Origin of the sequence: Enterobacter cloacae complex sp. P6RS, assembly GCF_014982245.1 — a bacterium.
GTDB classification, from domain to species: domain Bacteria; phylum Pseudomonadota; class Gammaproteobacteria; order Enterobacterales; family Enterobacteriaceae; genus Enterobacter; species Enterobacter bugandensis.
This window is the reverse complement of sequence record NZ_JADCLB010000002.1, coordinates 88,345-109,502: the sequence shown is the minus strand read 5'-3', so window position 1 is coordinate 109,502 and position 21,158 is coordinate 88,345. Positions and strand designations below refer to the sequence as shown.

Sequence of the window (21,158 nt, the reverse complement as noted above, 5' to 3'; positions counted from 1 at the left end):
CGTTTCTGCGCTGCACAAACCGTACGCAGGGCAAGGCAAAGCCGCCACCCGGCAAGTCAGACCGCACACCACTTCACAATAAACTCAGCAATCCCATCCTCATCATTTAAATCCAGCACCGGAACCTCAATATCGAGAGCAACATCGCTGGCCACCGCAATCACATGCTCATCCAGCGTTAACTCGCTGATATCGTGCCCGGCATCACTTCTGAACAGTAGGATCTTAGGCACGGCCTCATGCTTAAATCCCTCAACCAGCACCAGATCCAGCGTGGAGTGATCCATCCGGCTCACCAGATACGCGAGATCCAGCGGTGCCTCATCCGGCGTTTCTGTCATCAATGCCCAACGCTGGTTGCTTGCTACCATTGTCTGCGCGGCACCCGCTTTGCGCAGCTCATAGCTATCTTTGCCCGGCTTATCGACATCCATATTATGGTGAGTATGCTTAATCAAGCCAGGACGAATACCGCGGGCGCACAGCGCGGGTATCAGTTTTTTCAGCAACGTGGTTTTTCCTGTCCCACTCCAGGCGGAAATGGCTAAAACAGCGTTCATCTCTTCTCCTGCATGGCCTGTAAATCTTCTATTGTGTTCACATTCACGAACGATGTTTTCATGTCGCTAAAATCAACAGCATGTCCGCCGACCTTACGCATAAACACCATCACTCTTCGTTCTCCGGAAGCCAGATAGTCGCTCATAGCAGGAATCATGGATCGGTTAATGAGCGCGATAGTTGGGTGGTCGCGCTCGCCGTCATGCACCCAGACCACGGGTGAATCACCTCGCTGTTGCACCATCCGTTCCACCAGGCAGGTGGGTATAAAAGGCGTATCACACGAACAAAAGAGAAACCACTCTCCCTGCGACTGCTGCATCACCGAAAGCATACCGGCCAGCGGCCCCGGAAAATCTGCGAGATTATCCTGATAAACGGGAAACCCGCTGCGCTGGTAAATATCGATATGGCGATTTGCGCTCAGCGCCATTGCCGATACCTGATCGACAAGCGTATCAGCGACATGCTGCCATAAGGGCTTGCCTTTCAGGAGCTGTAGTCCTTTATCTTCCCCGCCCATCCGTGTAGCTCTGCCGCCTGCCAGAACGACCCCAGTGATTTCCAGGCTAAGATTCACGAATATCGCCTCTTTTATTGTGGGATTGACCCTGCTAACGTGTCACTCTAAATGAAAGGAGCACCACCATGAAATGTAAACGTCTGAATGAAGTCATTGAACTCCTCCAGCCGGCCTGGCAAAAAGAGCCAGAGCTGAATCTGATGCAATTCTTACAGAAACTGGCAAAAGAGTCAGGTTTTGACGGCGATCTGGCAGACCTTTCTGACGACATCCTGATCTACCACCTCAAAATGCGCGACTCAGCCAAAGATGCTGTTATTCCTGGTATTCAGAAGGATTATGAGGAAGATTTTAAAACTGCATTGCTGCGCGCCCGAGGCGTAATTAAAGAGTAAAAGCTTGTAAGCGGAGCCACCGAAATCGCTACAAGATGATATCCTGAATCATTCGTATAATTTCCGGATGATCGGATGAACGACCAGGCTTTTACTTTCCAGACACTACACCCGGATACCATTATGGATGCCCTGTTTGAACAGGGTATTCGTGTGGATTCCGGGCTAACTCCGTTAAACAGCTACGAAAACCGCGTCTATCAGTTTCAGGACGAGGATCGTCAGCGCTTCGTCGTAAAGTTCTATCGCCCTGAACGTTGGTCTGCACAGCAAATTCAGGAGGAGCACCAGTTTGCTCACGATCTGCTGGTTGATGACGTCCCCGTTGCCGCGCCGATAAAGTTCAATAACCAAACGCTGCTCACGCATGAAGGGTTTTACTACGCCGTATTCCCCAGTCTGGGTGGCCGCCAGTTTGAAGCGGATAATATCGATCAGATGGAGTGGGTTGCTCGCTATCTGGGACGCATTCATCAGACGGGACGTAAAACAGCGTTCACTGCCCGACCAACGATCGGGATTCATGAATATCTCACCGAACCACGTCAGATATTCGAAACGTCTGCGCTGATCCCCGCTGCGTTAAAGGATGATTTCCTTAACGCCACCGATAAGCTTATTGCTGCGGTGAAAACCTGCTGGCGTGATGATATTTCCGTTCTACGCCTGCATGGCGATTGTCATGCCGGAAATATTCTCTGGCGCGATGGTCCGCTGTTTGTCGATCTCGACGATGCTCGCATGGGACCAGCGGTTCAGGATCTGTGGATGCTGCTCAATGGCGACAAAGCCGAGCAGCGTATGCAGCTTGAAACGATTATTGAAGCCTATGAAGAATTTAGCCCGTTTAATTCAGACGAAATTGCCCTGATTGAGCCTTTACGTGCGATGCGTTTTGTTTATTATCTCGCATGGTTAATCAGGCGTTGGGACGACCCCGCATTTCCTCGTAATTTCCCGTGGCTTACCGGAGAAGATTACTGGCGCAGCCAGATATCTACATTCACTCAGCAGGTTAAGGTTCTTCAGGAACCCCCTCTGCAATTAACGCCGATGTATTAATTGGACACACCCAGGAGAGAGTTAATCATGAAAAAAATTTGGCTGGCGCTGGCAGGTATGATTCTGGCATTTAGCGCTTCTGCTGCGCAGTTTACCGACGGTAAACAGTTTATCACGCTGGAAAAGCCGGTTGCTGGCGAGCCACAGGTGCTGGAGTTCTTCTCATTCTATTGCCCGCACTGCTATCAATTCGAAGAGGTGCTGCATGTTTCTGACAACGTGAAGAAGAAGCTGCCGGAAGGCACCAAAATGACCAAGTACCACGTTGAGTTCCTGGGCCCGTTGGGTAAAGACCTGACTCAGGCGTGGGCGGTTGCGATGGCGCTGGGCGTGGAAGATAAAATCACTGCTCCAATGTTCGAAGCCGTACAGAAAACCCAGACCGTTCAAACCACTGCGGATATCCGCAAAGTGTTCGTTGATGCCGGTGTGAAAGGTGAAGAGTACGACGCCGCGTGGAACAGCTTTGTAGTGAAATCTCTGGTTGCTCAGCAGGAAAAAGCGGCCGCTGATCTGCAGCTTCAGGGCGTTCCGGCGATGTTTGTTAACGGCAAATATCAGCTGAACATGCAGGGCATGGACACCAGCAGCATGGATATTTTCGTACAGCAGTATGCTGACACCGTGAAATACCTGGTTGAGAAGAAGTAATTTCGTTGATATGAAAACGCCGGTCACTGACCGGCGTTTTTGTATGAAGATTTAATGCTGTCTATCTGTTCGTCTTTCTCTTTCCAGAGCGTATTAAGCCACTGCTGGAAACCACGTTTGAAATTCTTATCGTTAACGTAGTCACCGTGCAGCCCGGCATCGATCGGCACTAAATTCACCCGAACAACAATGCGAGTCAGCTTGCCGCTGAGCATATCGAAAAATGGCGTCCTGTCATTTTCCGGATAGCAGAGCGTAACGTTCAGAAGTTTATCGAACTGTGCACCCAGCACGTTAAGCGCCATCGCAATACCCGCCGCCTTTGGCGGAAGCAGGTTCTGATAAGGGGAGCGTGTTTGTTGACGTTTATCTTCCGTAAACCGTGAGCCTTCAACAAAGTTCACGATGGTCGTTGGATGTGCGCGAAACTTTTCACAGGAGCGGCGGGTGGTTTCCACATCCTTACCGCGACGCTCCGGATGACGAATCAGATAGCTGCGCGAATAGCGTTTCATAAACGGCATATCAAGCGCCCAGCAGGCCAGCCCGATAAAGGGCACCCAGGCGAGCTGCTGCTTCAGGAAGTACTTGTTCATCGGGATATGTTTGCGAAAAAGCACGCATAACACCACGATGTCCGCCCAGCTGTGATGATTGCAAATCAGCAGGTACCAGTTCTTTTTGTTGAGGCTCTCCAGCCCTTCGACATCCCACTTAAGATGCGGATTCAGGCACAGCAGGATCGCTAACCCTTCACACCAGCAATACATCATGAAATTACAAAACGCAGAGACGGATCGCCACACCGCAGGCACAGGCAGCAGAAGTTTAACGATCCCGGCGATAATGATTGGCACAGAACACGCAATCGTCACCAGAATAGTTAAAATGATGCTTAGCGGTAATGTTATTGCAGCGAGCAATCTCGACATGATGAGCTTTTTCAGATGGTTAGCTTTAATGGACCCGCCGATGATACGGCGCTGGGGGCTGATTTTATCAGAAAAGTGACAAAATTATGGCGCTTTCATATCGTCAATAGACGGCTTTTCCCCTGAAGCAGAAGATTTCTCTATTATTGTGCGCTAATCAGAACTTATATCCACATAGACTAAATTGCCATCAGCAGGCTATTTTCATGCAGTGTTAGTTGTTAACATTATGATATGTAATAATTTATTATCAACGCGTGCCTGCTTTTAGTATCTGTTTTTCATTTGAAGTGAAAATATTCACAAACTTATCCACAGTTTGAATTTTGCAAGCGATCCTCACGATCGCAAAATCTTTTCCTGTATCGAACCTGAATAACTGATGTTTTCATCCTTCTGTGGCATCCTTTACGCATAAATTGATTAAAGGCACGGACATTATGGTTCAGATCCCAGAAAACCCACTTATTCTCGTCGACGGCTCTTCTTACCTGTATCGGGCGTACCATGCGTTTCCTCCTCTGACCAATAGCGCAGGGGAACCTACCGGCGCGATGTACGGCGTGCTGAATATGCTGCGCAGCCTGATTCTTCAATATCAGCCCACCCATGCGGCTGTCGTTTTTGATGCGAAAGGCAAAACCTTCCGCGATGAGCTGTTCGAACATTACAAATCCCATCGTCCGCCAATGCCTGACGATCTGCGTGCGCAGATTGAGCCACTGCACGCCATGGTGAAAGCAATGGGCCTGCCGCTGCTGGCCGTCTCTGGCGTGGAGGCTGACGACGTCATCGGTACGCTGGCGCGTGAAGCTGAAAAAATGGGCCGTCCGGTGCTGATCAGCACCGGTGATAAAGATATGGCGCAGCTGGTGACGCCAGGTATTACCCTGATCAACACCATGACCAACACCATTCTGGGGCCAGAAGAAGTAGTCACTAAGTATGGCGTGCCGCCAGAGCTGATTATCGACTTCCTCGCGTTGATGGGCGACTCCTCGGATAACATTCCTGGCGTTCCTGGCGTCGGTGAAAAAACCGCGCAGGCGCTGCTTCAGGGGCTGGGTGGTCTGGACACGCTCTACGCGGAATCCGACAAAATCGCCGGACTTTCCTTCCGTGGCGCAAAAACCATGGCCGGGAAGCTGGAAGAGAACAAAGAGGTGGCTTATCTCTCCTATAAGCTGGCAACAATCAAAACCGATGTGGAGCTGGAGCTGGGCTGTGAGCAGCTGGAAGTGCAACAGCCTTCCGCTGACGACCTGCTGAGCCTGTTTAAGAAATACGAATTCAAGCGCTGGACCACTGACGTGGAAGCCGGTAAATGGCTGCAGGCTAAAGGGGCCAAACCTGCTGCTAAGCCGAAAGAGACGATTGTCGTTGATGCCGAAGATCAGGCGGAAGAAGAAGCCGCAGCGCTCTCCTTCGACAACTACGAAACCATTCTGGAAGAGTCACAGCTGATCGCCTGGATCGAGAAACTGAAAAAAGCGCCGGTCTTTGCCTTTGACACCGAAACAGACAGCCTCGACAACATCTCAGCCAATATGGTGGGATTGTCCTTTGCGACAGAGCCGGGTATTGCCGCCTACGTTCCCGTGGCGCACGACTACCTGGATGCGCCGGAGCAGATCTCCCGCGAGCGCGCGCTCGAGCTACTGAAGCCGATTCTGGAAGACGAAAAGGCGCTGAAGGTTGGGCAAAACCTCAAGTACGACCGCGGCATTCTGCAGAACTACGGCATTGAGCTGCGCGGGATTGCCTTTGACACTATGCTCGAATCCTACATTCTGGACAGCGTGGCGGGCCGTCATGATATGGATTCCTTATCTGACCGCTGGCTCAAGCACAAAACCATTACCTTTGAAGAGATTGCCGGTAAAGGGAAAAATCAGCTCACCTTTAACCAGATTGCTCTTGAAGAAGCAGGGCGCTACGCGGCGGAAGATGCCGACGTCACGCTGCAACTGCATCTGAAGATGTGGCCGAAACTGCAGAAGCACGAAGGTCCGCTGAACGTATTCCAGCATATTGAAATGCCGCTGGTGCCCGTTCTGTCCCGTATCGAACGCAATGGCGTTAAGATCGATCCAACGGTGCTGCATAACCACTCTGGCGAGCTCGCGCAGCGTTTGACCGAGCTCGAGCAGAAAGCGCATGAGCTTGCAGGCGAGCCGTTTAACCTCTCTTCACCGAAGCAGCTGCAAACCATTCTGTTTGAAAAGCAGGGCATCAAGCCGCTGAAGAAAACCCCTGGCGGCGCGCCGTCAACCTCTGAAGAGGTGCTGGAAGAGCTGGCGCTGGACTACCCGCTGCCAAAAGTGATTCTGCAGTACCGCGGTCTCGCGAAGCTGAAGTCTACCTACACGGACAAACTTCCACTGATGATCAACCCGAAAACGGGCCGTGTGCACACGTCGTATCATCAGGCGGTAGCGGCAACCGGGCGTCTCTCGTCAACCGATCCTAACCTGCAGAACATTCCGGTGCGTAATGAGGAAGGGCGCCGCATTCGTCAGGCCTTTATAGCTCCTGATGACTACCTGATTGTCTCGGCTGACTACTCGCAAATTGAACTGCGCATTATGGCGCACCTGTCCCGCGATAAAGGTCTGCTGACGGCATTTGCGGAAGGAAAAGACATCCACCGGGCGACCGCGGCGGAGGTCTTTGGTTTACCGCTGGACAACGTGACCAACGAACAGCGCCGCAGTGCAAAAGCGATCAACTTCGGTCTAATCTACGGCATGAGCGCGTTTGGCCTTTCACGCCAGCTAAACATTCCGCGCAAAGAGTCGCAGAAGTATATGGATCTTTACTTCGAGCGTTATCCGGGCGTTCTGGAATATATGGAACGCACCCGCGCGCAGGCGAAAGAGAAAGGTTACGTTGAAACCCTGGATGGCCGTCGTCTCTATCTCCCGGACATCAAATCCAGCAACGCGGCGCGCCGCGCTGGCGCAGAGCGTGCGGCGATCAACGCCCCGATGCAGGGTACCGCAGCGGACATCATCAAGCGCGCAATGATCGCTGTTGATGCCTGGCTGGAGAAAGAGAAGCCGCGCGTGAAAATGATCATGCAGGTACACGATGAACTGGTATTTGAAGTGCACAAAGACGATCTCGATATTGTGTCGAAAAAGATCCACGAACTGATGGAAAGCAGCATGACGCTGGACGTGCCGTTGCTGGTGGAAGTGGGAAGTGGTGAAAACTGGGATCAGGCTCACTAAAGGTTCTTCGCATAACGCGCTGTTTATGTAAGTTTGCAACATAAGAAAGCGCGTTTTGTGACGATCATTAGAATTCCCTATGTAAAGAATGAAAAAAAACTACAAAAAGTGCTTTTTCTGCAGCACAAAAAGGGGTAGAGTTATCGACGTAGGGTACAGAGGTAAGATGTTCTATCTTTCAGACCTTTTACTTCACGTAATCGGATTTGGCTGAATATTTTAGCCGCCCCAGTCAGTAATGACTGGGGCGTTTTTTATTGCGGCAAAGAAAAGTTCGGGCAAAAAAAAGCGCGGACATCGCCGCGCTCGGTATTACTCTTCTTCCGCTTCCGTCGCGGGTTCCAGCTCGTTAAACCAGCTGTCGAGCTTCTGACGCAGCTTGTCCACGCCCTGTTTTTTCAGCGAAGAGAAAGGCTCAACCTGTACATCGCCATTGAAGGCCAGTACCGCTTCGCGAACCATATTCACCTGCGCTTTACGCGCGCCGCTTGCCAGCTTGTCGGCTTTCGTCAGCAGCACCAGCACGGCAATATCGCTTGCTACGGCCCAGTCGATCATCTGCTGATCGAGATCTTTTAGCGGGTGACGAATATCCATCAGCACCACCAGACCTTTCAGGCACATGCGTTTTTCCAGGTATTCGCCCAGCGCACGCTGCCACTTGATCTTCATCTCTTCAGGCACCTGCGCATAACCGTATCCCGGCAAGTCTACGAGGCGTTTGCCTTCAGCCACTTCAAAGAGGTTAATCAGCTGGGTACGGCCAGGTGTTTTTGAGGTACGCGCCAGGTTCTTCTGATTGGTCAGCGTATTCAGGGCGCTGGATTTCCCCGCATTGGAGCGGCCAGCAAATGCCACTTCAATACCGGTATCAGAAGGCAGGTGGCGAATATCGGGCGCACTGGTGACAAAATGCGTCTGTTGGTAGTTCCAGGTAGTCACGTGGTCGTCTCCAAAAATCGTAATCTGGAGGGATTATACCCGAATGCGGGCAAAAGGCTTTTCTGATTGCACGAGGCTTGCAGGCGAATGCCCAAACGGCTGTAAGAGATCGGCTAATGTTGCTATGGGAGATTTCAGAGAATTCGCAGGCGTCAAAAAATGCAAACTGTTTTAAATCATAATCTTATTTCTAGGTAATTATCTGAAAATCCGTATTTGTACCGTTTCGTCGCTTGTTAGTTTAACGTAACAAGGTAAAGTATGCGTCAGGGCGAGGAAGCCAACAGGAATTCAACTTAAGGATTAGGGTCAGGAGCGCCAGGAGGCGAAGACGCAGGATAGTCAGGACGACCAGCGCCTGGAGGCGTTTTAACAGGAAATGGAACCATACACGGACGGTATCAGCCAAAGGATAAACAGGGTGTGTTGTTGGTAAACATGGAATGTCTGACCCGTTAAGGGTTGTGAGTCAGGAAAAAAGGCGACAGATTGCTCTGTCGCCTTTTTTCTTTGCTTGCTTTCTGCTAGATTTCGCCGCAATTCTATACTGAAGAAAACGACTTTAAGATAAAACATCATGAAAAAACCAACCTCCGCTGCGGGCGCGAAACGTCCTGCAAAAGCACGCCGCAAAACGCGCGAAGAACTGAACCAGGAAGCGCGCGACCGCAAACGCGACAAAAAACATCGCGGTCATGCTGCGGGTAGCCGTGCCAACGGCGGTGGTGCAGCGGGCGCCTCTGCAAAAGGCAAACAGCAGAAAGACCCTCGTATCGGCAGTAAAACTCCCATTCCACTGGGCGTGACAGACACCCCGGTCACTAAGCAGCACAAACCAAAGAGCGAGAAACCTATGCTTTCACCGCAGGCTGAGCTGGATATGCTGGAGAACGATGAGCGCCTGGACGCGCTGCTGGAACGTCTTGAAGAGGGTGAAACCCTGACCGCCGAAGAGCAGTCATGGGTAGATGCCAAACTGGACCGCATTGATGAGCTAATGCAGAAGCTGGGTCTGTCTTACGATGACGAAGACGACGAAGAGGAAGAAGAAAAGCAGGAAGATATGATGCGTCTTCTGAAAGGTGGAAACTAACATTTGCACCCGGCAGGCACGATAGTCCTGCTTATAACCCTTCCGGTTATATGTTATCTGGTGTGGTTATTCGTTAAACTACGGCGGTTGTCGCGGCGACAGAAGTGGCTGCGCACCCGAATGATGGCCCGCGATGGGGCCAGAACGGGCCGCCGTATACGAACGCGACACCAACGGAAGGAGTGAGCATGTCAGCACCAACTATCGACTGGGATTTGGCCCTAATCCAGAAGTATAACTATTCCGGGCCGCGTTATACCTCATACCCCACTGCGCTGGAGTTCTCCGATGCCTTCGGCGAGGGGGATTTTCAGCAGGCCGTCGCGCGCTATCCAGAGCGTCCGCTGTCGCTCTACGTCCATATTCCGTTCTGCCACAAGCTCTGCTACTTCTGCGGCTGCAATAAAATCGTGACCCGTCAGCAGCATAAAGCCGACCAATACCTCGATGCGCTCGAACAGGAAATTGTGCATCGTGCGCCGCTGTTTAAAGGCCGTCACGTCAGCCAGCTTCACTGGGGCGGCGGTACGCCAACCTATCTGAACAAAGCGCAGATAAGCCGCCTGATGACGCTGCTGCGCGGAAATTTCAATTTTAACGATGACGCCGAAATCTCGATCGAAGTCGATCCGCGTGAAATTGAACTGGATGTCCTGGATCATTTACGCGCCGAAGGCTTTAATCGTCTGAGCATGGGCGTGCAGGATTTCAATAAAGAGGTGCAGCGTCTGGTCAACCGCGAGCAGGACGAGGAATTTATCTTCGCCTTACTCAACCACGCGCGCGACATCGGCTTTACCTCGACCAACATCGACCTGATTTACGGCCTGCCAAAGCAGACGCCGGAGAGCTTCGCCTTCACGCTGAAGCGCGTGGCTGAACTTAGCCCGGACCGCCTGAGCGTCTTTAACTACGCGCACCTGCCGACGCTATTCGCCGCCCAGCGTAAAATCAAAGATGCGGATCTGCCTTCTGCCCAGCAGAAGCTGGATATCCTGCAGGAAACCATCACCTCTCTGACGGAGAGCGGCTATCAATTTATCGGCATGGATCACTTTGCTCGTCCGGATGACGAGCTGGCGATTGCCCAGCGCGAAGGCGTACTGCACCGTAACTTCCAGGGTTATACCACTCAGGGCGATACCGATCTGCTCGGCATGGGTGTCTCCGCCATCAGCATGATCGGTGACTGCTACGCGCAGAACCAGAAAGAGCTGAAGCTCTACTACCAGCAGGTTGATGCAACCGGCAACGCGCTATGGCGCGGCATCGCGCTGACCCGAGACGACTGCATTCGTCGTGATGTGATTAAGGCGCTTATCTGCAACTTCCGTCTCGACTTTAGCGACGTGGAAGCACAGTGGGATCTGACATTCAGCGAATATTTTGCAGAAGACCTGAAGCTGATTGCGCCGCTGGCGAAAGACGGGCTGGTGGATGTGTCGGAGAACGCGATTGAGGTCACGCCGAAAGGGCGTCTGTTGATCCGTAATATCTGCATGTGCTTTGACGCGTATCTGCGCCAGAAGGCGCGTATGCAGCAGTTTTCAAGGGTGATTTAAGAAGCAAAGCCGGGTAAGGCGAAGCCGCTACCCGGCTTTTACATTTCAACCTGCTAGCTAAACAGCCCAACCAGCGCCGCACATAATACCGCAGCAACAGCGGTTTGCGGCGTGTGGCTTTCAGCTGCTCCGCTCGACAGTAAAGTCACTAATGATTCCAGCATGATGGTCCCCCCAATTTCCGGGCACGATCATACAAAACTCATCGGAACAGTAAAGCGCAAAATAACGGCAATTTGCGCTCAATTAATAACCTTTACACAGCGGCGTACGATCACTCCATTCCCAGCTCTTTCAGCTTGCGCGTCAGGGTATTACGTCCCCATCCCAGCAGGCGCGCGGCTTCTTGCTTATGGCCCTGCGTATGACGAAGCGCGGTGGTCAACAGCGTACGCTCCATCTCTGGCTGAGCCTCAGACAGCAGGTTTTGATGACCGGAACGCAGCGCGCGGTCGGCCCACTGCGCCAGCAGCGTTGCCCAGCTGTCCGGCAGCGCGTGCCCGGTGCTGCTTTCGGGCGCGGTGGCCTCAAACAGTTCGGCAGGGAGATCCTGAATCAACACTTCCTGTCCGGCGGCCATCACGGTCAGCCAGCGGCAGGTGTTTTCCAGCTGGCGTACGTTGCCCGGCCACGCCAGGCGGGTGAGGGCAGCATCGGTTTCCGGGTGAAGCTGCTTGGCTTCCACGCCCAGCTCGCGGGCCGCCACCTGCAGGAAATGACGCGCCAGGCGCGGGATATCTTCCCGACGCTCGCGCAGCGGCGGCAGGTGGACGCGGATCACGTTCAGGCGATGGAATAAATCCTCACGGAATTTGCCCTCCTGCACGCGCAGCTCCAGGTTCTGGTGCGTCGCGGCAATAATACGCACGTCCACCTTCACCGGCGCATAGCCGCCCACGCGGTAAAACTGCCCGTCGGCCAGCACGCGCAGCAGGCGGGTCTGAACGTCCAGCGGCATATCGCCGATCTCATCCAGGAACAGCGTGCCGCCGTCAGCCTGCTCAAAGCGCCCCTGGCGAATGGTATTCGCGCCGGTAAACGCCCCTTTTTCGTGGCCGAACAGCTCGGACTCAATCAAATCCTTCGGGATCGCCGCCATGTTCAGGGCGATAAACGGCGCTTTTGCCCGCGGACTGTGGCGATGCAGGGCATGGGCCACAAGCTCTTTACCGGTGCCCGATTCCCCGTTAATCAACACGCTGATGGACGAGCGGGACAGACGGCCAATAATGCGAAACACGTCCTGCATCGCCGGCGCTTCGCCGATGATGTCGGTGGTTGGCCCAAAATCGGGCGCGTGGCGCGGCTGTTGTTGCTCCTGGTAGTGGCTAATCGCGCGCTCAACCAGCGCCACCGCTTCGTCGATATCGAACGGTTTGGGCAGGTAATCGAACGCCCCTTGCTGATAGGCGCTCACCGCGGCATCCAGGTCGGAATGAGCCGTCATTATGATGACCGGAAGCATAGGATGGCGCTGTTTGATCTGCTTTAACAGCGCCAGCCCGTCCATGCCCGGCATGCGAATATCCGACAGCAGCACGTCCGGCGTTTTGGTGGTGAGTGCGTCGAGCACCTCGCTGCCGCTCTCAAACGTCGTGCAGCTTAAACCTGCCCCTGTGAGCGCGCGTTCAAGCACCCAACGGATGGAGCTATCGTCATCGACTACCCAGACTATCCCTCGTTGCATAAACGTCACCTTTATTTTTTAATCGGCAGGAAAACCGAAAACTCGGTATGTCCCGGCCAACTGGTAAATTCAATTTTTCCGGAGTGCTGATCGATCAAGCTGCGGGCGATAGATAAGCCCAGTCCCGTACCGCCTTCGCGCCCGCTTACCATCGGGTAGAACAGGGTGTCCTGCAGATGAGAAGGAATGCCGGGCCCGTTATCCTCAACGTCGATGCGTGCCGCCAGTCGATAGCGCACGCCGTGCAGCGTGAGCTGGAAGGCGGTGCGGGTGCGTAAAATAATCTCGCCGCCTTCCGGCCCCAGCGCCTGCAGAGCATTGCGCACAATATTCAGCAGAACCTGCTCAATCTGGTCCGGGTCATGCGCCAGTTCCGGCAGGCTTGGGTCGTAATCACGCACCAGCGTGACGTTCTCCGGCAGCTCCATGGAGACGAGCTTCACCACCCGTTCAGCGACTTTATGAATGCTTTCTGAAACGTGCATACCCGGCTGCTGCGGCCCGAGCAGGCGATCGACCAGGTTACGCAGGCGGTCCGCCTGCTCAATGATGACGTTGGTGTACTCCGCCAGCGCGGGATCGGGCAGCGCCTTGGTCAGAAGCTGCGCCGCGCCGCGTAACCCACCCAGCGGGTTTTTGATTTCATGCGCCAGACCGCGCACCAGGTCACGGGCGGCAATTTGCTGCGCATGCTGAAGCTGCTCCTGGCTCAGGCGACGCTGATTATCCATCGGCGCCATTTCCAGCAGGATCAGTCCTTCCGGCAAACGCTGCGCGGTAAGGGAAAGAATATGTGAGCGCCCGTCGATCACCAGCGTGACTTCGTTATCGGTGAACCCCTGACCGGCCTGCAAACTCTCCTGCATCAGGCCAATATTCAGCGAGAAATAGCTCAACAACTCAGGAAGCGGGGTGCCAAACAGTTTGCGTGAACTCTGGGCGAGCAGCTGTTGAGCCGCCGGGTTGGCGTAATGGACGGCCAGCTCGTCGTCGACCAGCAGGATGCTGTTAATCAAAGAATTGAGGATCTGCCCAGCATCGGGCAGCGTGCCAGTTGCCATTCAGCAGTCTCCTGGAGTCGTTGCACTGTTTTAGTGCAGTATAGCGGTTTCGGCGTAAAAAGCGCGTGAGATCAGGTTGTTGGTGGAGAAAAAAGCCCATCCGGAGATGGGCTAAAAGTTTCCACGGCAACTACCCCCGGCGCTTTTGACGCCGGGTAAAACAACTAAATTAAACGCTGTAGTACAGTTCGAACTCAACCGGATGCGGAGTCATACGCACGCGGTCGTTCTCTTCAGTACGCAGGGCGATGTAAGCATCGATAGCGTCGTCAGTGAATACGCCACCCGCAGTCAGGAACTCGCGGTCTGCATCCAGCGCCTGCAGGGCTTCTTCCAGAGAGCCAGCAACCTGTGGGATCTCTTTCGCTTCTTCTGGCGGCAGGTCGTACAGGTTTTTGTCCATCGCTTCGCCTGGGTGGATCTTGTTCTTGATACCGTCCAGACCGGCCATCAGCAGCGCTGCGAAGCACAGGTATGGGTTAGCCGCTGGGTCCGGGAAGCGCACTTCGATACGACGCGCTTTCGGAGACGCCACCACCGGGATACGGATGGAAGCAGAACGGTTACGCGCAGAGTAGGCCAGCATGACTGGCGCTTCGTAGCCCGGGACCAGACGCTTGTAGGAGTTAGTGGTTGGGTTCGCCAGGGCGTTGATCGCTTTAGCGTGTTTGATAACACCACCGATGTAATACAGCGCCTGCTCGGACAGACCGGCATATTTGTCGCCAGAGAACAGGTTGGTACCGTTCTTGGACAGAGACATGTGGCAGTGCATACCGGAACCGTTGTCACCAAACATTGGTTTTGGCATGAAGGTCGCGGTTTTACCGAAACGGTGCGCAACGTTGTGCACAACGTATTTGTAGATCTGAATTTCGTCCGCTTTTTTGGTCATGGTGTTGAAGCGGGTTGCCACTTCGTTCTGACCCGCAGTCGCCACTTCGTGGTGGTGCGCTTCAACAACCAGGCCCATCTCTTCCATCACCAGGCACATGGTGGAACGGATGTCCTGCGCAGAGTCGACCGGAGGAACCGGGAAGTAACCGCCTTTCACACCAGGACGGTGACCTTTGTTACCACCTTCGTATTTGGTGGAAGAGTTCCATGCGCCTTCGATGTCGTCGATAGCCACGTGGGAGCCAGAAATAGAGGCACCGAAGCGGATGTCGTCGAACAGGAAGAACTCTGGCTCTGGCCCGAACAGAACGGTGTCCGCGATGCCGGTAGAACGCAGGTACTCTTCAGCGCGTTTTGCGATAGAACGTGGGTCGCGGTCGTAGCCCTGCAGCGTGCCTGGCTCGAGGATGTCGCAGCGAATGATCAGAGTTGGTTCTTCGAAGAACGGATCAATGACCGCTGTGGTTGCGTCTGGCATCAGAACCATGTCGGATTCGTTAATGCCTTTCCAGCCACCAATGGAGGAGCCGTCAAACATTTTGCCTTCTTCAAAGAATTCGGCGTTCACCTGATGAGCAGGGATTGTGACGTGCTGTTCTTTACCTTTGGTATCGGTGAAGCGCAGATCAACAAACTTCACTTCATGTTCGTTCAGCATCGTCAAAACGTGTTCAGCGGACATACTTAACTCTCCAGATTGGTCATTGTCGTCGTGGTAACGAGGTCTTCAATTTCTGTTGGTACTGGCTGTTGCCATGTATTTTTTATAAAGCGAAATCTGTGCCAACTTTTAAAACACCCCAAAAAGGCGTTATCATGCGCACCATAGTGCAAAAGGGCTGCACCATGATGGATTTGTTGCACCAGTATAGTGCTTCAATGTGAATATTAGGCACCATATTGGTGCAATTTACGTTAAAGTGCCCTTTTACCGCTCCGTGAAAGCGATCACAAAGCATCTCTGCAATACTTGTTTGCGGGGGATGTTTGTGATCCTGTTTTGTAGTGCGATTAATCCGTGTACAATAACGCGCTATTTCTAAATGCCTGAGGCAAAGTTGTGATCGAAAATTTGCGTAACATCGCCATCATCGCGCACGTTGACCATGGTAAAACTACCCTGGTTGATAAGCTGCTGCAGCAATCCGGTACGTTTGATGCGCGTGCCGAAACCCAAGAACGCGTGATGGACTCCAACGATTTGGAGAAAGAGCGTGGGATTACCATCCTCGCGAAAAACACCGCGATTAAATGGAATGACTACCGTATCAACATCGTTGATACCCCAGGGCACGCCGACTTCGGTGGTGAAGTTGAACGTGTAATGTCCATGGTAGACTCCGTTCTGCTGGTCGTTGACGCAATGGATGGCCCAATGCCACAGACGCGCTTCGTGACCAAAAAAGCTTTTGCCCATGGTCTGAAGCCAATCGTTGTTATCAACAAAGTTGACCGCCCTGGCGCGCGTCCTGACTGGGTTGTTGACCAGGTCTTCGACCTGTTCGTTAACCTCGACGCGACCGACGAGCAGCTGGACTTCCCTATCGTTTACGCCTCTGCGCTGAACGGTATCGCAGGTCTGGACCACGAAGACATGGCTGAAGACATGACCCCGCTGTATCAGGCGATTGTTGACCGTGTTCCTGCGCCAAACGTTGATCTGGAAGGCACCCTGCAGATGCAGATCTCCCAGCTCGACTACAACAACTACGTTGGCGTTATCGGCATTGGCCGTATCAAGCGCGGTAAAGTGAAGCCTAACCAGCAGGTCACTATCATCGATAGCGAAGGCAAAACCCGTAACGGTAAAGTCGGTAAAGTCCTGACTCACCTGGGTCTTGAGCGTATCGAGAGCGACATCGCTGAAGCGGGCGACATCATCGCGATCACCGGTCTGGGTGAACTGAACATCTCCGACACCATCTGCGATCCGCAGAACGTCGAAGCGCTGCCAGCCCTGTCCGTTGATGAACCAACCGTATCCATGTTCTTCAACGTCAACACCTCTCCGTTCTGTGGTAAAGAAGGTAAGTTCGTTACCTCTCGTCAGATCCTTGACCGCCTGAACAAAGAGCTGGTGCACAACGTTGCGCTGCGCGTTGAAGAAACCGAAGACGCTGACGCATTCCGCGTTTCCGGTCGTGGTGAGCTGCACCTGTCTGTTCTGATCGAAAACATGCGTCGTGAAGGTTTCGAGATGGCGGTTTCCCGTCCGAAAGTAATCTTCCGTGAAATCGATGGCCGTAAACAAGAGCCGTTCGAAAACGTAACGCTGGACGTAGAAGAGCAGCACCAGGGTTCTGTGATGCAGGCACTGGGCGAGCGTAAAGGCGACCTGAAAAACATGAATCCAGATGGCAAAGGCCGCGTACGTCTCGACTACGTGATCCCAAGCCGTGGCCTGATCGGCTTCCGTTCTGAGTTCATGACCATGACCTCCGGTACCGGCCTGCTGTACTCCACCTTCAGCCACTACGACGACGTTCGTCCGGGCGAAGTGGGCCAGCGTAACAACGGCGTACTGATCTCCAACGGTCAGGGTAAAGCGGTTGCGTTTGCGCTGTTCGGTCTGCAGGATCGCGGTAAGCTGTTCCTGGGTCACGGTGCTGAAGTTTACGAAGGCCAGATCATCGGTATTCACAGCCGTTCTAACGACCTGACGGTAAACTGCCTGACCGGTAAGAAGCTGACCAACATGCGTGCGTCCGGTACTGACGAAGCAACGGTTCTGGTTCCACCGATCAAGATGACCCTGGAGCAGGCTCTGGAGTTCATTGATGATGACGAACTGGTAGAAGTGACTCCACAGTCAATTCGTATCCGTAAACGTCACCTGACCGAGAACGATCGTAAACGTGCTATGCGCGGTGCGAAAGAAGACTAATACGGTCAATCCGTAGTAAAAAAAGCCGCTGAGAAATCAGCGGCTTTTTTATTAGAACGAATAACGTAACCCCAGGCGGATCCTGTACTGCTCGCGGTTGTAATCATTCCATCTGTCCAGCCACTGGAGTTCGAGGTACGGCAGCCAGTTTCTGTCGATCTTATAGCTGAACTTGTTGGTAATTTCCCAGTGATGGTCTTTACCATTTTTGCTGTGGTAATCATTTATCCGCTGGAAAAAGTGCGGCTCAAAGGTATAGAAAAACGCATCCGTCACCTTGAAATTCCAGTAGTTGGCGATTTCGTGCGTGTCGTTCTTATCCATCTGCCCGTTATAGTCCGGCGTATCGTAATTGTTATGGTTATAGCGATAGCGGAACGTCAGATTAAACCCGTCCGTGAATTTATAGTTGGTATCTAAATAAACCGCGCCACCCGAACCGGCGCTGCTGTCGTTGATCAACCCGCCCGGCTGGAAGGTGAGTTTGTCGGTCGGTTTAAAGAGCGGATACCACCCCTCTATTTCGTTATAGCTGTGCTTGAGCTCATCCCATCTCCCCACGTTGTAGGCGTTGGTGAACATCAGCCCCGCGCCCATATCGAAGTTATAGCCGGCACGCAGGATCACTTCGTGCAGCTCAGAGGCCGTATTGTAGGCTTCACGGGTTTCAACATAGGCCCCGGCGAATACCGGGCAGGACACAGACGACACGATCAGTACAGTGATGATTCTTTTCATAATTTGTCCATGTATCAGGTACAGAAAGGCCTCCCTCCTGATGAACAGGAAGGAAATACTGGCCGAATTATTGTTATAAAGTGACTGCTGACGCTTTATTGTTGGGTGTTATCTCAGGGGTATTCGCTGACTGTTTTTTCCGTTTTCCAATCTCCTCGATAATAAAGGCGAAGCGCGCTTCGTTGAGTTTATAAAACAGCCCCATGGTCACGGCGGCGACGATTGCCAGGCCGCACGGCCAGAGGAAAATAAGCTGACGCAAACCCAGCAGCGTGCCCGCGCTCTGCACGGCGTGAGGAACGTAGCCGATCTGGGTCAGCATGATGCCGGGCAGGAAGCCGGCGAGAGCGGCGGAGATTTTGCGCGAGAAAGTGTAGCCGGTGTAAACCGATCCCTCGGCGCGAATGCCGGTTTTCCACTCGCCGTAATCAACGGTATCCGGCACCAGCGCCCAGTTCAGGCTGTTCACAAACGCGGTGCCGAAAAAGGCCATGCAGGAAAACAGCACGAACAGCAGGGAGCTGGTTCCCCAGAAGAAGTTCAGCACGTCGCCCACCGCCCACAGCGCCAGCCCGCCCAGATAGACGGGCTTCTTGCCAAAGCGCTTCACCGCGCCGGGCACCAGAAACACGCCAATCAGAATGCAGCCCATGCTGAAAAAGCCCATCCACGACAGCAGATGCAGATCGTTCAGCACGTACTGGGTGTAATAGACCTGAATCGCCAGCTTGATGTTGAACGCGGCGAGAGTACACAGGTTGGCAATGCACAGCACCAGCAGCGGCGGATTGCGAAAAATCGCGCAGAACGATTTCAGAATGCCGGGCTTATGGTGATCGGGCGTTATCTCGACATAGCGCTCTTTCACCCCGCTGTAGCACCACCACATGCAGAACAGGCCGCCGGTGGCGAACACCAGCGCAGCCACCAGATAGCCGAGGGAGGGCTGGTGGACGAACAGCGCCTGAATGGGCATAAAGCCGACGGTGCAGAGCAACAGCCCCACCGTGGCGCCGCCCTGTCGCCACGCCGCCAGCTGCGCGCGCTCGTTCGGGTTTTTGGTGATGGCAGGGACCATCGCACCGTAGGCGCAGTTCATCAGGCTGTAGCAAAGCCCAAACATCATGAAGAGCACGGTGGCGATGGCCGTTTTGACCGTCAGGCTAAAGTCGTTGGCCATAAACTGCGCCGTCGCGACCAGCGCCACCGGGACGGAGGCGTAAAGTATGAATGGCCGGAATTTTCCTCGCGCGCCAATGTTTCGCCGGGAGTCCAGCAGCACCCCGGTCAGCATGTCGGTAAAGGCGGTAAAAAACTTCGCCACCAGGAAAATTATGCCGCCGTAGAACGCGGGCATCCCCAGTTCATCGGTATAAAACTTCAGCAGGTACAGCGTGCCAATACACAGCATAAGGTTCGAGCCAAAATCGCCCATCCCGTAGGCGCACTTTTCTCGCAGGCTCAATTTCAGGGTTAACGGATCAGTATTGTATGTCATGGTCGATCCTCAGAGCGCCCCGCAGGGCGCTCTATCTCGTCATTTAGGCCGTACGTTTGCGCAGTTCGATCTCTTCCACGATGCGCACATACATCTTCTCGTTGAGGTTGTAGAAGCAGCCCATCGCCACGATGGTGATGACCGCCAGCAGGCTCGGGTAGATAAATATCAGCTGCCGCAGCCCTTCAACCGTCCCGGCGGACTGCACCACGTTGGGCACATAGCCGATCTGGGTGAGCATGATCCCCGGGAAGAAGCCGGCCAGCGCCTGCGAGACCTTCCTGAAGAAGGTAAAGCCGGTATAGACCGTCCCTTCGGAGCGTACGCCGGTGCGCCACTCGCCGTACTCCACGGTATCGGACACCAGCGCCCAGTTCAGGCTGTTCACAAACGCGGAGCCGAAGAACGCCAGGCAGGAGAACACCACAAAGCTCACCGAGCCGCCGCCGAAGAAGTAGTTGAGCAGATCGCCCGCCACCCAAATCATCAGCCCGCTGATGTAGACCTTTTTCTTGCCGAAGCGCCGCACCGCGCCCGGCATCATAAAGACGCCGATAAAAATACAGCCCATGCTGAAGAAGCCCATGTACGACAGCAGGATCGGGTCGTTCAGCACGTACTGCGTGTAGTAGACCTGAATGGCGAGCTTAACGTTAAACGCGCCCAGCGTGCACAGGTTCGCGATGCACAGGATAAACAGCGGACGGTTCCCGGCAATGGCGCGAAACGACTGCAGCAGCCCCGGCTTTTGCGCCGGGTTAGCGGGCTGCGTCTCGACGTAACGCTCGGTAACGCCCTTATAGCACCACCACATAAAGAACAGCCCGAACAGCGAGAAGAGGGTGGCGGCAAAGATGTAGCCAAGCTGGTCGTTACCCTCAATCAGGTTCATCACCGGAACAAAACCCACCGTACAGAGCAGCAGTCCGAGCGTGGCGCCGCCCTGACGCCAGGCCGCCAGCGAGGCGCGCTCGTCCGGGTTTTTGGTGATGGCGGGCACCATCGCGCCGTAGGAGCAGTTCATCATGCTGAAGAACAGGCCGTACAGCATGAACAGCACCGTCGCCATCACCGTTTTGCCGGTCATCTCAAATGGCGTACCGACGAAGTTGGCAATCGCCAGTAAGGTCACCGGGAAGGCGGCATATAGCACGAACGGGCGGAATTTCCCTTTCGGGCCAATCTTGCGCCGGGAGTCGAGCATGATCCCGGTGCCCATATCGGTGAAGGCGGTAAAGAATTTGGCAATCAGGAAGATGATCCCGCCGTAGGTGCCGGGCAGCCCCAGCACGTCGGTGTAAAACTTCAGCAAATAGAGCGTGCCGATATCCAGCAGGATGTTAGAGCCGAGATCGCCCATCCCGTAGGCGAGTTTTTCTTTAAACGGCAGGCGTAGGGTTGCCGGATCGGAAGTATGTTGACTCATTATTGTTCTCCGT

General features: G+C 53.8%; 18 protein-coding genes. 7 read left to right on the top strand and 11 right to left on the bottom strand.

Annotated elements, in window-relative coordinates; all coding sequences use genetic code 11:
• Window positions 1-56 precede the first annotated feature (56 nt).
• Window positions 57-560 (bottom strand): molybdopterin-guanine dinucleotide biosynthesis protein MobB, encoded by a 504-nt coding sequence (gene mobB, locus INF73_RS00995; protein ID WP_182034732.1) that lies wholly within the window; start codon window positions 558-560, stop codon window positions 57-59.
• Window positions 557-1,141, bottom strand: a complete 585-nt coding sequence (gene mobA, locus INF73_RS00990) for a molybdenum cofactor guanylyltransferase MobA (protein ID WP_048959966.1) — start codon at window positions 1,139-1,141, stop codon at window positions 557-559. Before mobA ends, mobB begins: the two co-directional genes overlap by 4 nt.
• Before the next feature lie 68 nt (window positions 1,142-1,209).
• Between mobA and INF73_RS00985 the strand changes: the two genes are divergently transcribed.
• From INF73_RS00985 to dsbA, 3 genes are all read left to right on the top strand, one after another.
• A complete protein-coding gene (locus INF73_RS00985) occupies window positions 1,210-1,479 on the top strand; it encodes a YihD family protein (RefSeq protein ID WP_008501866.1) in 270 nt (89 codons plus the stop codon).
• Between the two features lie 75 nt (window positions 1,480-1,554).
• The gene (locus tag INF73_RS00980; protein WP_047366771.1) at window positions 1,555-2,541 is read left to right on the top strand and encodes a serine/threonine protein kinase; all 987 of its coding nucleotides are present in this window, start codon (window positions 1,555-1,557) and stop codon (window positions 2,539-2,541) included.
• 27 nt (window positions 2,542-2,568) lie between these two features.
• Window positions 2,569-3,192: a thiol:disulfide interchange protein DsbA gene (gene dsbA / locus INF73_RS00975; protein ID WP_028014899.1), complete on the top strand. Its 624-nt coding sequence runs from the start codon at window positions 2,569-2,571 to the stop codon at window positions 3,190-3,192.
• Window positions 3,193-3,215: 23 nt separating this feature from the next.
• Here dsbA and INF73_RS00970 read toward each other — a convergent pair whose 3' ends face one another.
• On the bottom strand, window positions 3,216-4,124 hold the full coding sequence (locus tag INF73_RS00970; RefSeq protein WP_045630627.1) for an acyltransferase: 909 nt from the start codon (window positions 4,122-4,124) through the stop codon (window positions 3,216-3,218).
• 440 nt (window positions 4,125-4,564) lie between these two features.
• Between INF73_RS00970 and polA the strand changes: the two genes are divergently transcribed.
• Window positions 4,565-7,357, top strand: a complete 2,793-nt coding sequence (polA, locus tag INF73_RS00965) for a DNA polymerase I (RefSeq protein WP_028014897.1) — start codon at window positions 4,565-4,567, stop codon at window positions 7,355-7,357.
• 312 nt (window positions 7,358-7,669) lie between these two features.
• On the opposite strand, the gene yihA is transcribed toward polA, so the two are convergent.
• Window positions 7,670-8,299, bottom strand: coding sequence for a ribosome biogenesis GTP-binding protein YihA/YsxC (gene yihA / locus INF73_RS00960; RefSeq protein WP_014885764.1), 630 nt, complete (start codon window positions 8,297-8,299; stop codon window positions 7,670-7,672).
• Between the two features lie 577 nt (window positions 8,300-8,876).
• Here yihA and yihI point away from each other — a divergent pair.
• Window positions 8,877-9,392 carry a Der GTPase-activating protein YihI gene (yihI, locus tag INF73_RS00955; protein ID WP_028014895.1) on the top strand — a complete coding sequence of 172 codons (516 nt, stop codon included), beginning with the start codon at window positions 8,877-8,879 and terminating at the stop codon, window positions 9,390-9,392.
• A gap of 188 nt (window positions 9,393-9,580) precedes the next feature.
• Window positions 9,581-10,954 carry an oxygen-independent coproporphyrinogen III oxidase gene (gene hemN, locus INF73_RS00950; protein WP_193542533.1) on the top strand — a complete coding sequence of 458 codons (1,374 nt, stop codon included), beginning with the start codon at window positions 9,581-9,583 and terminating at the stop codon, window positions 10,952-10,954.
• A 53-nt stretch (window positions 10,955-11,007) separates the two neighbouring features.
• On the opposite strand, the gene INF73_RS00945 is transcribed toward hemN, so the two are convergent.
• The 4 genes from INF73_RS00945 to glnA all read right to left on the bottom strand — a co-directional run bounded on the left by INF73_RS00945 (window position 11,008) and on the right by glnA (window position 15,281).
• Entirely contained in the window at window positions 11,008-11,118 is a 111-nt protein-coding gene (locus INF73_RS00945; RefSeq protein WP_017382667.1) for a YshB family small membrane protein, read from the bottom strand.
• A 110-nt stretch (window positions 11,119-11,228) separates the two neighbouring features.
• Window positions 11,229-12,641, bottom strand: a complete 1,413-nt coding sequence (gene glnG / locus INF73_RS00940) for a nitrogen regulation protein NR(I) (protein ID WP_028014893.1) — start codon at window positions 12,639-12,641, stop codon at window positions 11,229-11,231.
• 11 nt (window positions 12,642-12,652) lie between these two features.
• Window positions 12,653-13,702 (bottom strand): nitrogen regulation protein NR(II), encoded by a 1,050-nt coding sequence (gene glnL / locus INF73_RS00935; protein ID WP_014172250.1) that lies wholly within the window; start codon window positions 13,700-13,702, stop codon window positions 12,653-12,655.
• 169 nt (window positions 13,703-13,871) lie between these two features.
• A complete protein-coding gene (gene glnA / locus INF73_RS00930; protein ID WP_008501856.1) occupies window positions 13,872-15,281 on the bottom strand; it encodes a glutamate--ammonia ligase in 1,410 nt (469 codons plus the stop codon).
• Window positions 15,282-15,659: 378 nt separating this feature from the next.
• Here glnA and typA point away from each other — a divergent pair, with 378 nt between their 5' ends.
• Window positions 15,660-17,483 (top strand): ribosome-dependent GTPase TypA, encoded by a 1,824-nt coding sequence (gene typA / locus INF73_RS00925; protein WP_028014891.1) that lies wholly within the window; start codon window positions 15,660-15,662, stop codon window positions 17,481-17,483.
• Window positions 17,484-17,534: 51 nt separating this feature from the next.
• On the opposite strand, the gene ompL is transcribed toward typA, so the two are convergent.
• The 3 genes from ompL to INF73_RS00910 form a co-directional block, all read right to left on the bottom strand.
• Window positions 17,535-18,221: a porin OmpL gene (gene ompL / locus INF73_RS00920; protein ID WP_193542535.1), complete on the bottom strand. Its 687-nt coding sequence runs from the start codon at window positions 18,219-18,221 to the stop codon at window positions 17,535-17,537.
• 73 nt (window positions 18,222-18,294) lie between these two features.
• Window positions 18,295-19,719 (bottom strand): MFS transporter, encoded by a 1,425-nt coding sequence (locus INF73_RS00915; protein WP_193542536.1) that lies wholly within the window; start codon window positions 19,717-19,719, stop codon window positions 18,295-18,297.
• 43 nt (window positions 19,720-19,762) lie between these two features.
• Entirely contained in the window at window positions 19,763-21,145 is a 1,383-nt protein-coding gene (locus INF73_RS00910; RefSeq protein WP_193542538.1) for an MFS transporter, read from the bottom strand.
• Window positions 21,146-21,158 lie beyond the last annotated feature (13 nt).

What these genes read in the sequence shown, in the direction of transcription:
- ompL (WP_193542535.1), bottom strand. Translation starts at nt 18,221, where the DNA reads ATGAAAAGAATCATCACTGTACTGATCGTGTCGTCTGTGTCCTGCCCG.
- glnG (WP_028014893.1), bottom strand. Translation starts at nt 12,641, where the DNA reads ATGCAACGAGGGATAGTCTGGGTAGTCGATGACGATAGCTCCATCCGT.
- glnL (WP_014172250.1), bottom strand. Translation starts at nt 13,702, where the DNA reads ATGGCAACTGGCACGCTGCCCGATGCTGGGCAGATCCTCAATTCTTTG.
- hemN (WP_193542533.1), top strand. Translation starts at nt 9,581, where the DNA reads ATGTCAGCACCAACTATCGACTGGGATTTGGCCCTAATCCAGAAGTAT.
- polA (WP_028014897.1), top strand. Translation starts at nt 4,565, where the DNA reads ATGGTTCAGATCCCAGAAAACCCACTTATTCTCGTCGACGGCTCTTCT.
- mobB (WP_182034732.1), bottom strand. Translation starts at nt 560, where the DNA reads ATGAACGCTGTTTTAGCCATTTCCGCCTGGAGTGGGACAGGAAAAACC.
- INF73_RS00910 (WP_193542538.1), bottom strand. Translation starts at nt 21,145, where the DNA reads ATGAGTCAACATACTTCCGATCCGGCAACCCTACGCCTGCCGTTTAAA.
- glnA (WP_008501856.1), bottom strand. Translation starts at nt 15,281, where the DNA reads ATGTCCGCTGAACACGTTTTGACGATGCTGAACGAACATGAAGTGAAG.
- INF73_RS00915 (WP_193542536.1), bottom strand. Translation starts at nt 19,719, where the DNA reads ATGACATACAATACTGATCCGTTAACCCTGAAATTGAGCCTGCGAGAA.
- yihI (WP_028014895.1), top strand. Translation starts at nt 8,877, where the DNA reads ATGAAAAAACCAACCTCCGCTGCGGGCGCGAAACGTCCTGCAAAAGCA.
- INF73_RS00980 (WP_047366771.1), top strand. Translation starts at nt 1,555, where the DNA reads ATGAACGACCAGGCTTTTACTTTCCAGACACTACACCCGGATACCATT.
- dsbA (WP_028014899.1), top strand. Translation starts at nt 2,569, where the DNA reads ATGAAAAAAATTTGGCTGGCGCTGGCAGGTATGATTCTGGCATTTAGC.
- INF73_RS00985 (WP_008501866.1), top strand. Translation starts at nt 1,210, where the DNA reads ATGAAATGTAAACGTCTGAATGAAGTCATTGAACTCCTCCAGCCGGCC.
- INF73_RS00945 (WP_017382667.1), bottom strand. Translation starts at nt 11,118, where the DNA reads ATGCTGGAATCATTAGTGACTTTACTGTCGAGCGGAGCAGCTGAAAGC.
- INF73_RS00970 (WP_045630627.1), bottom strand. Translation starts at nt 4,124, where the DNA reads ATGTCGAGATTGCTCGCTGCAATAACATTACCGCTAAGCATCATTTTA.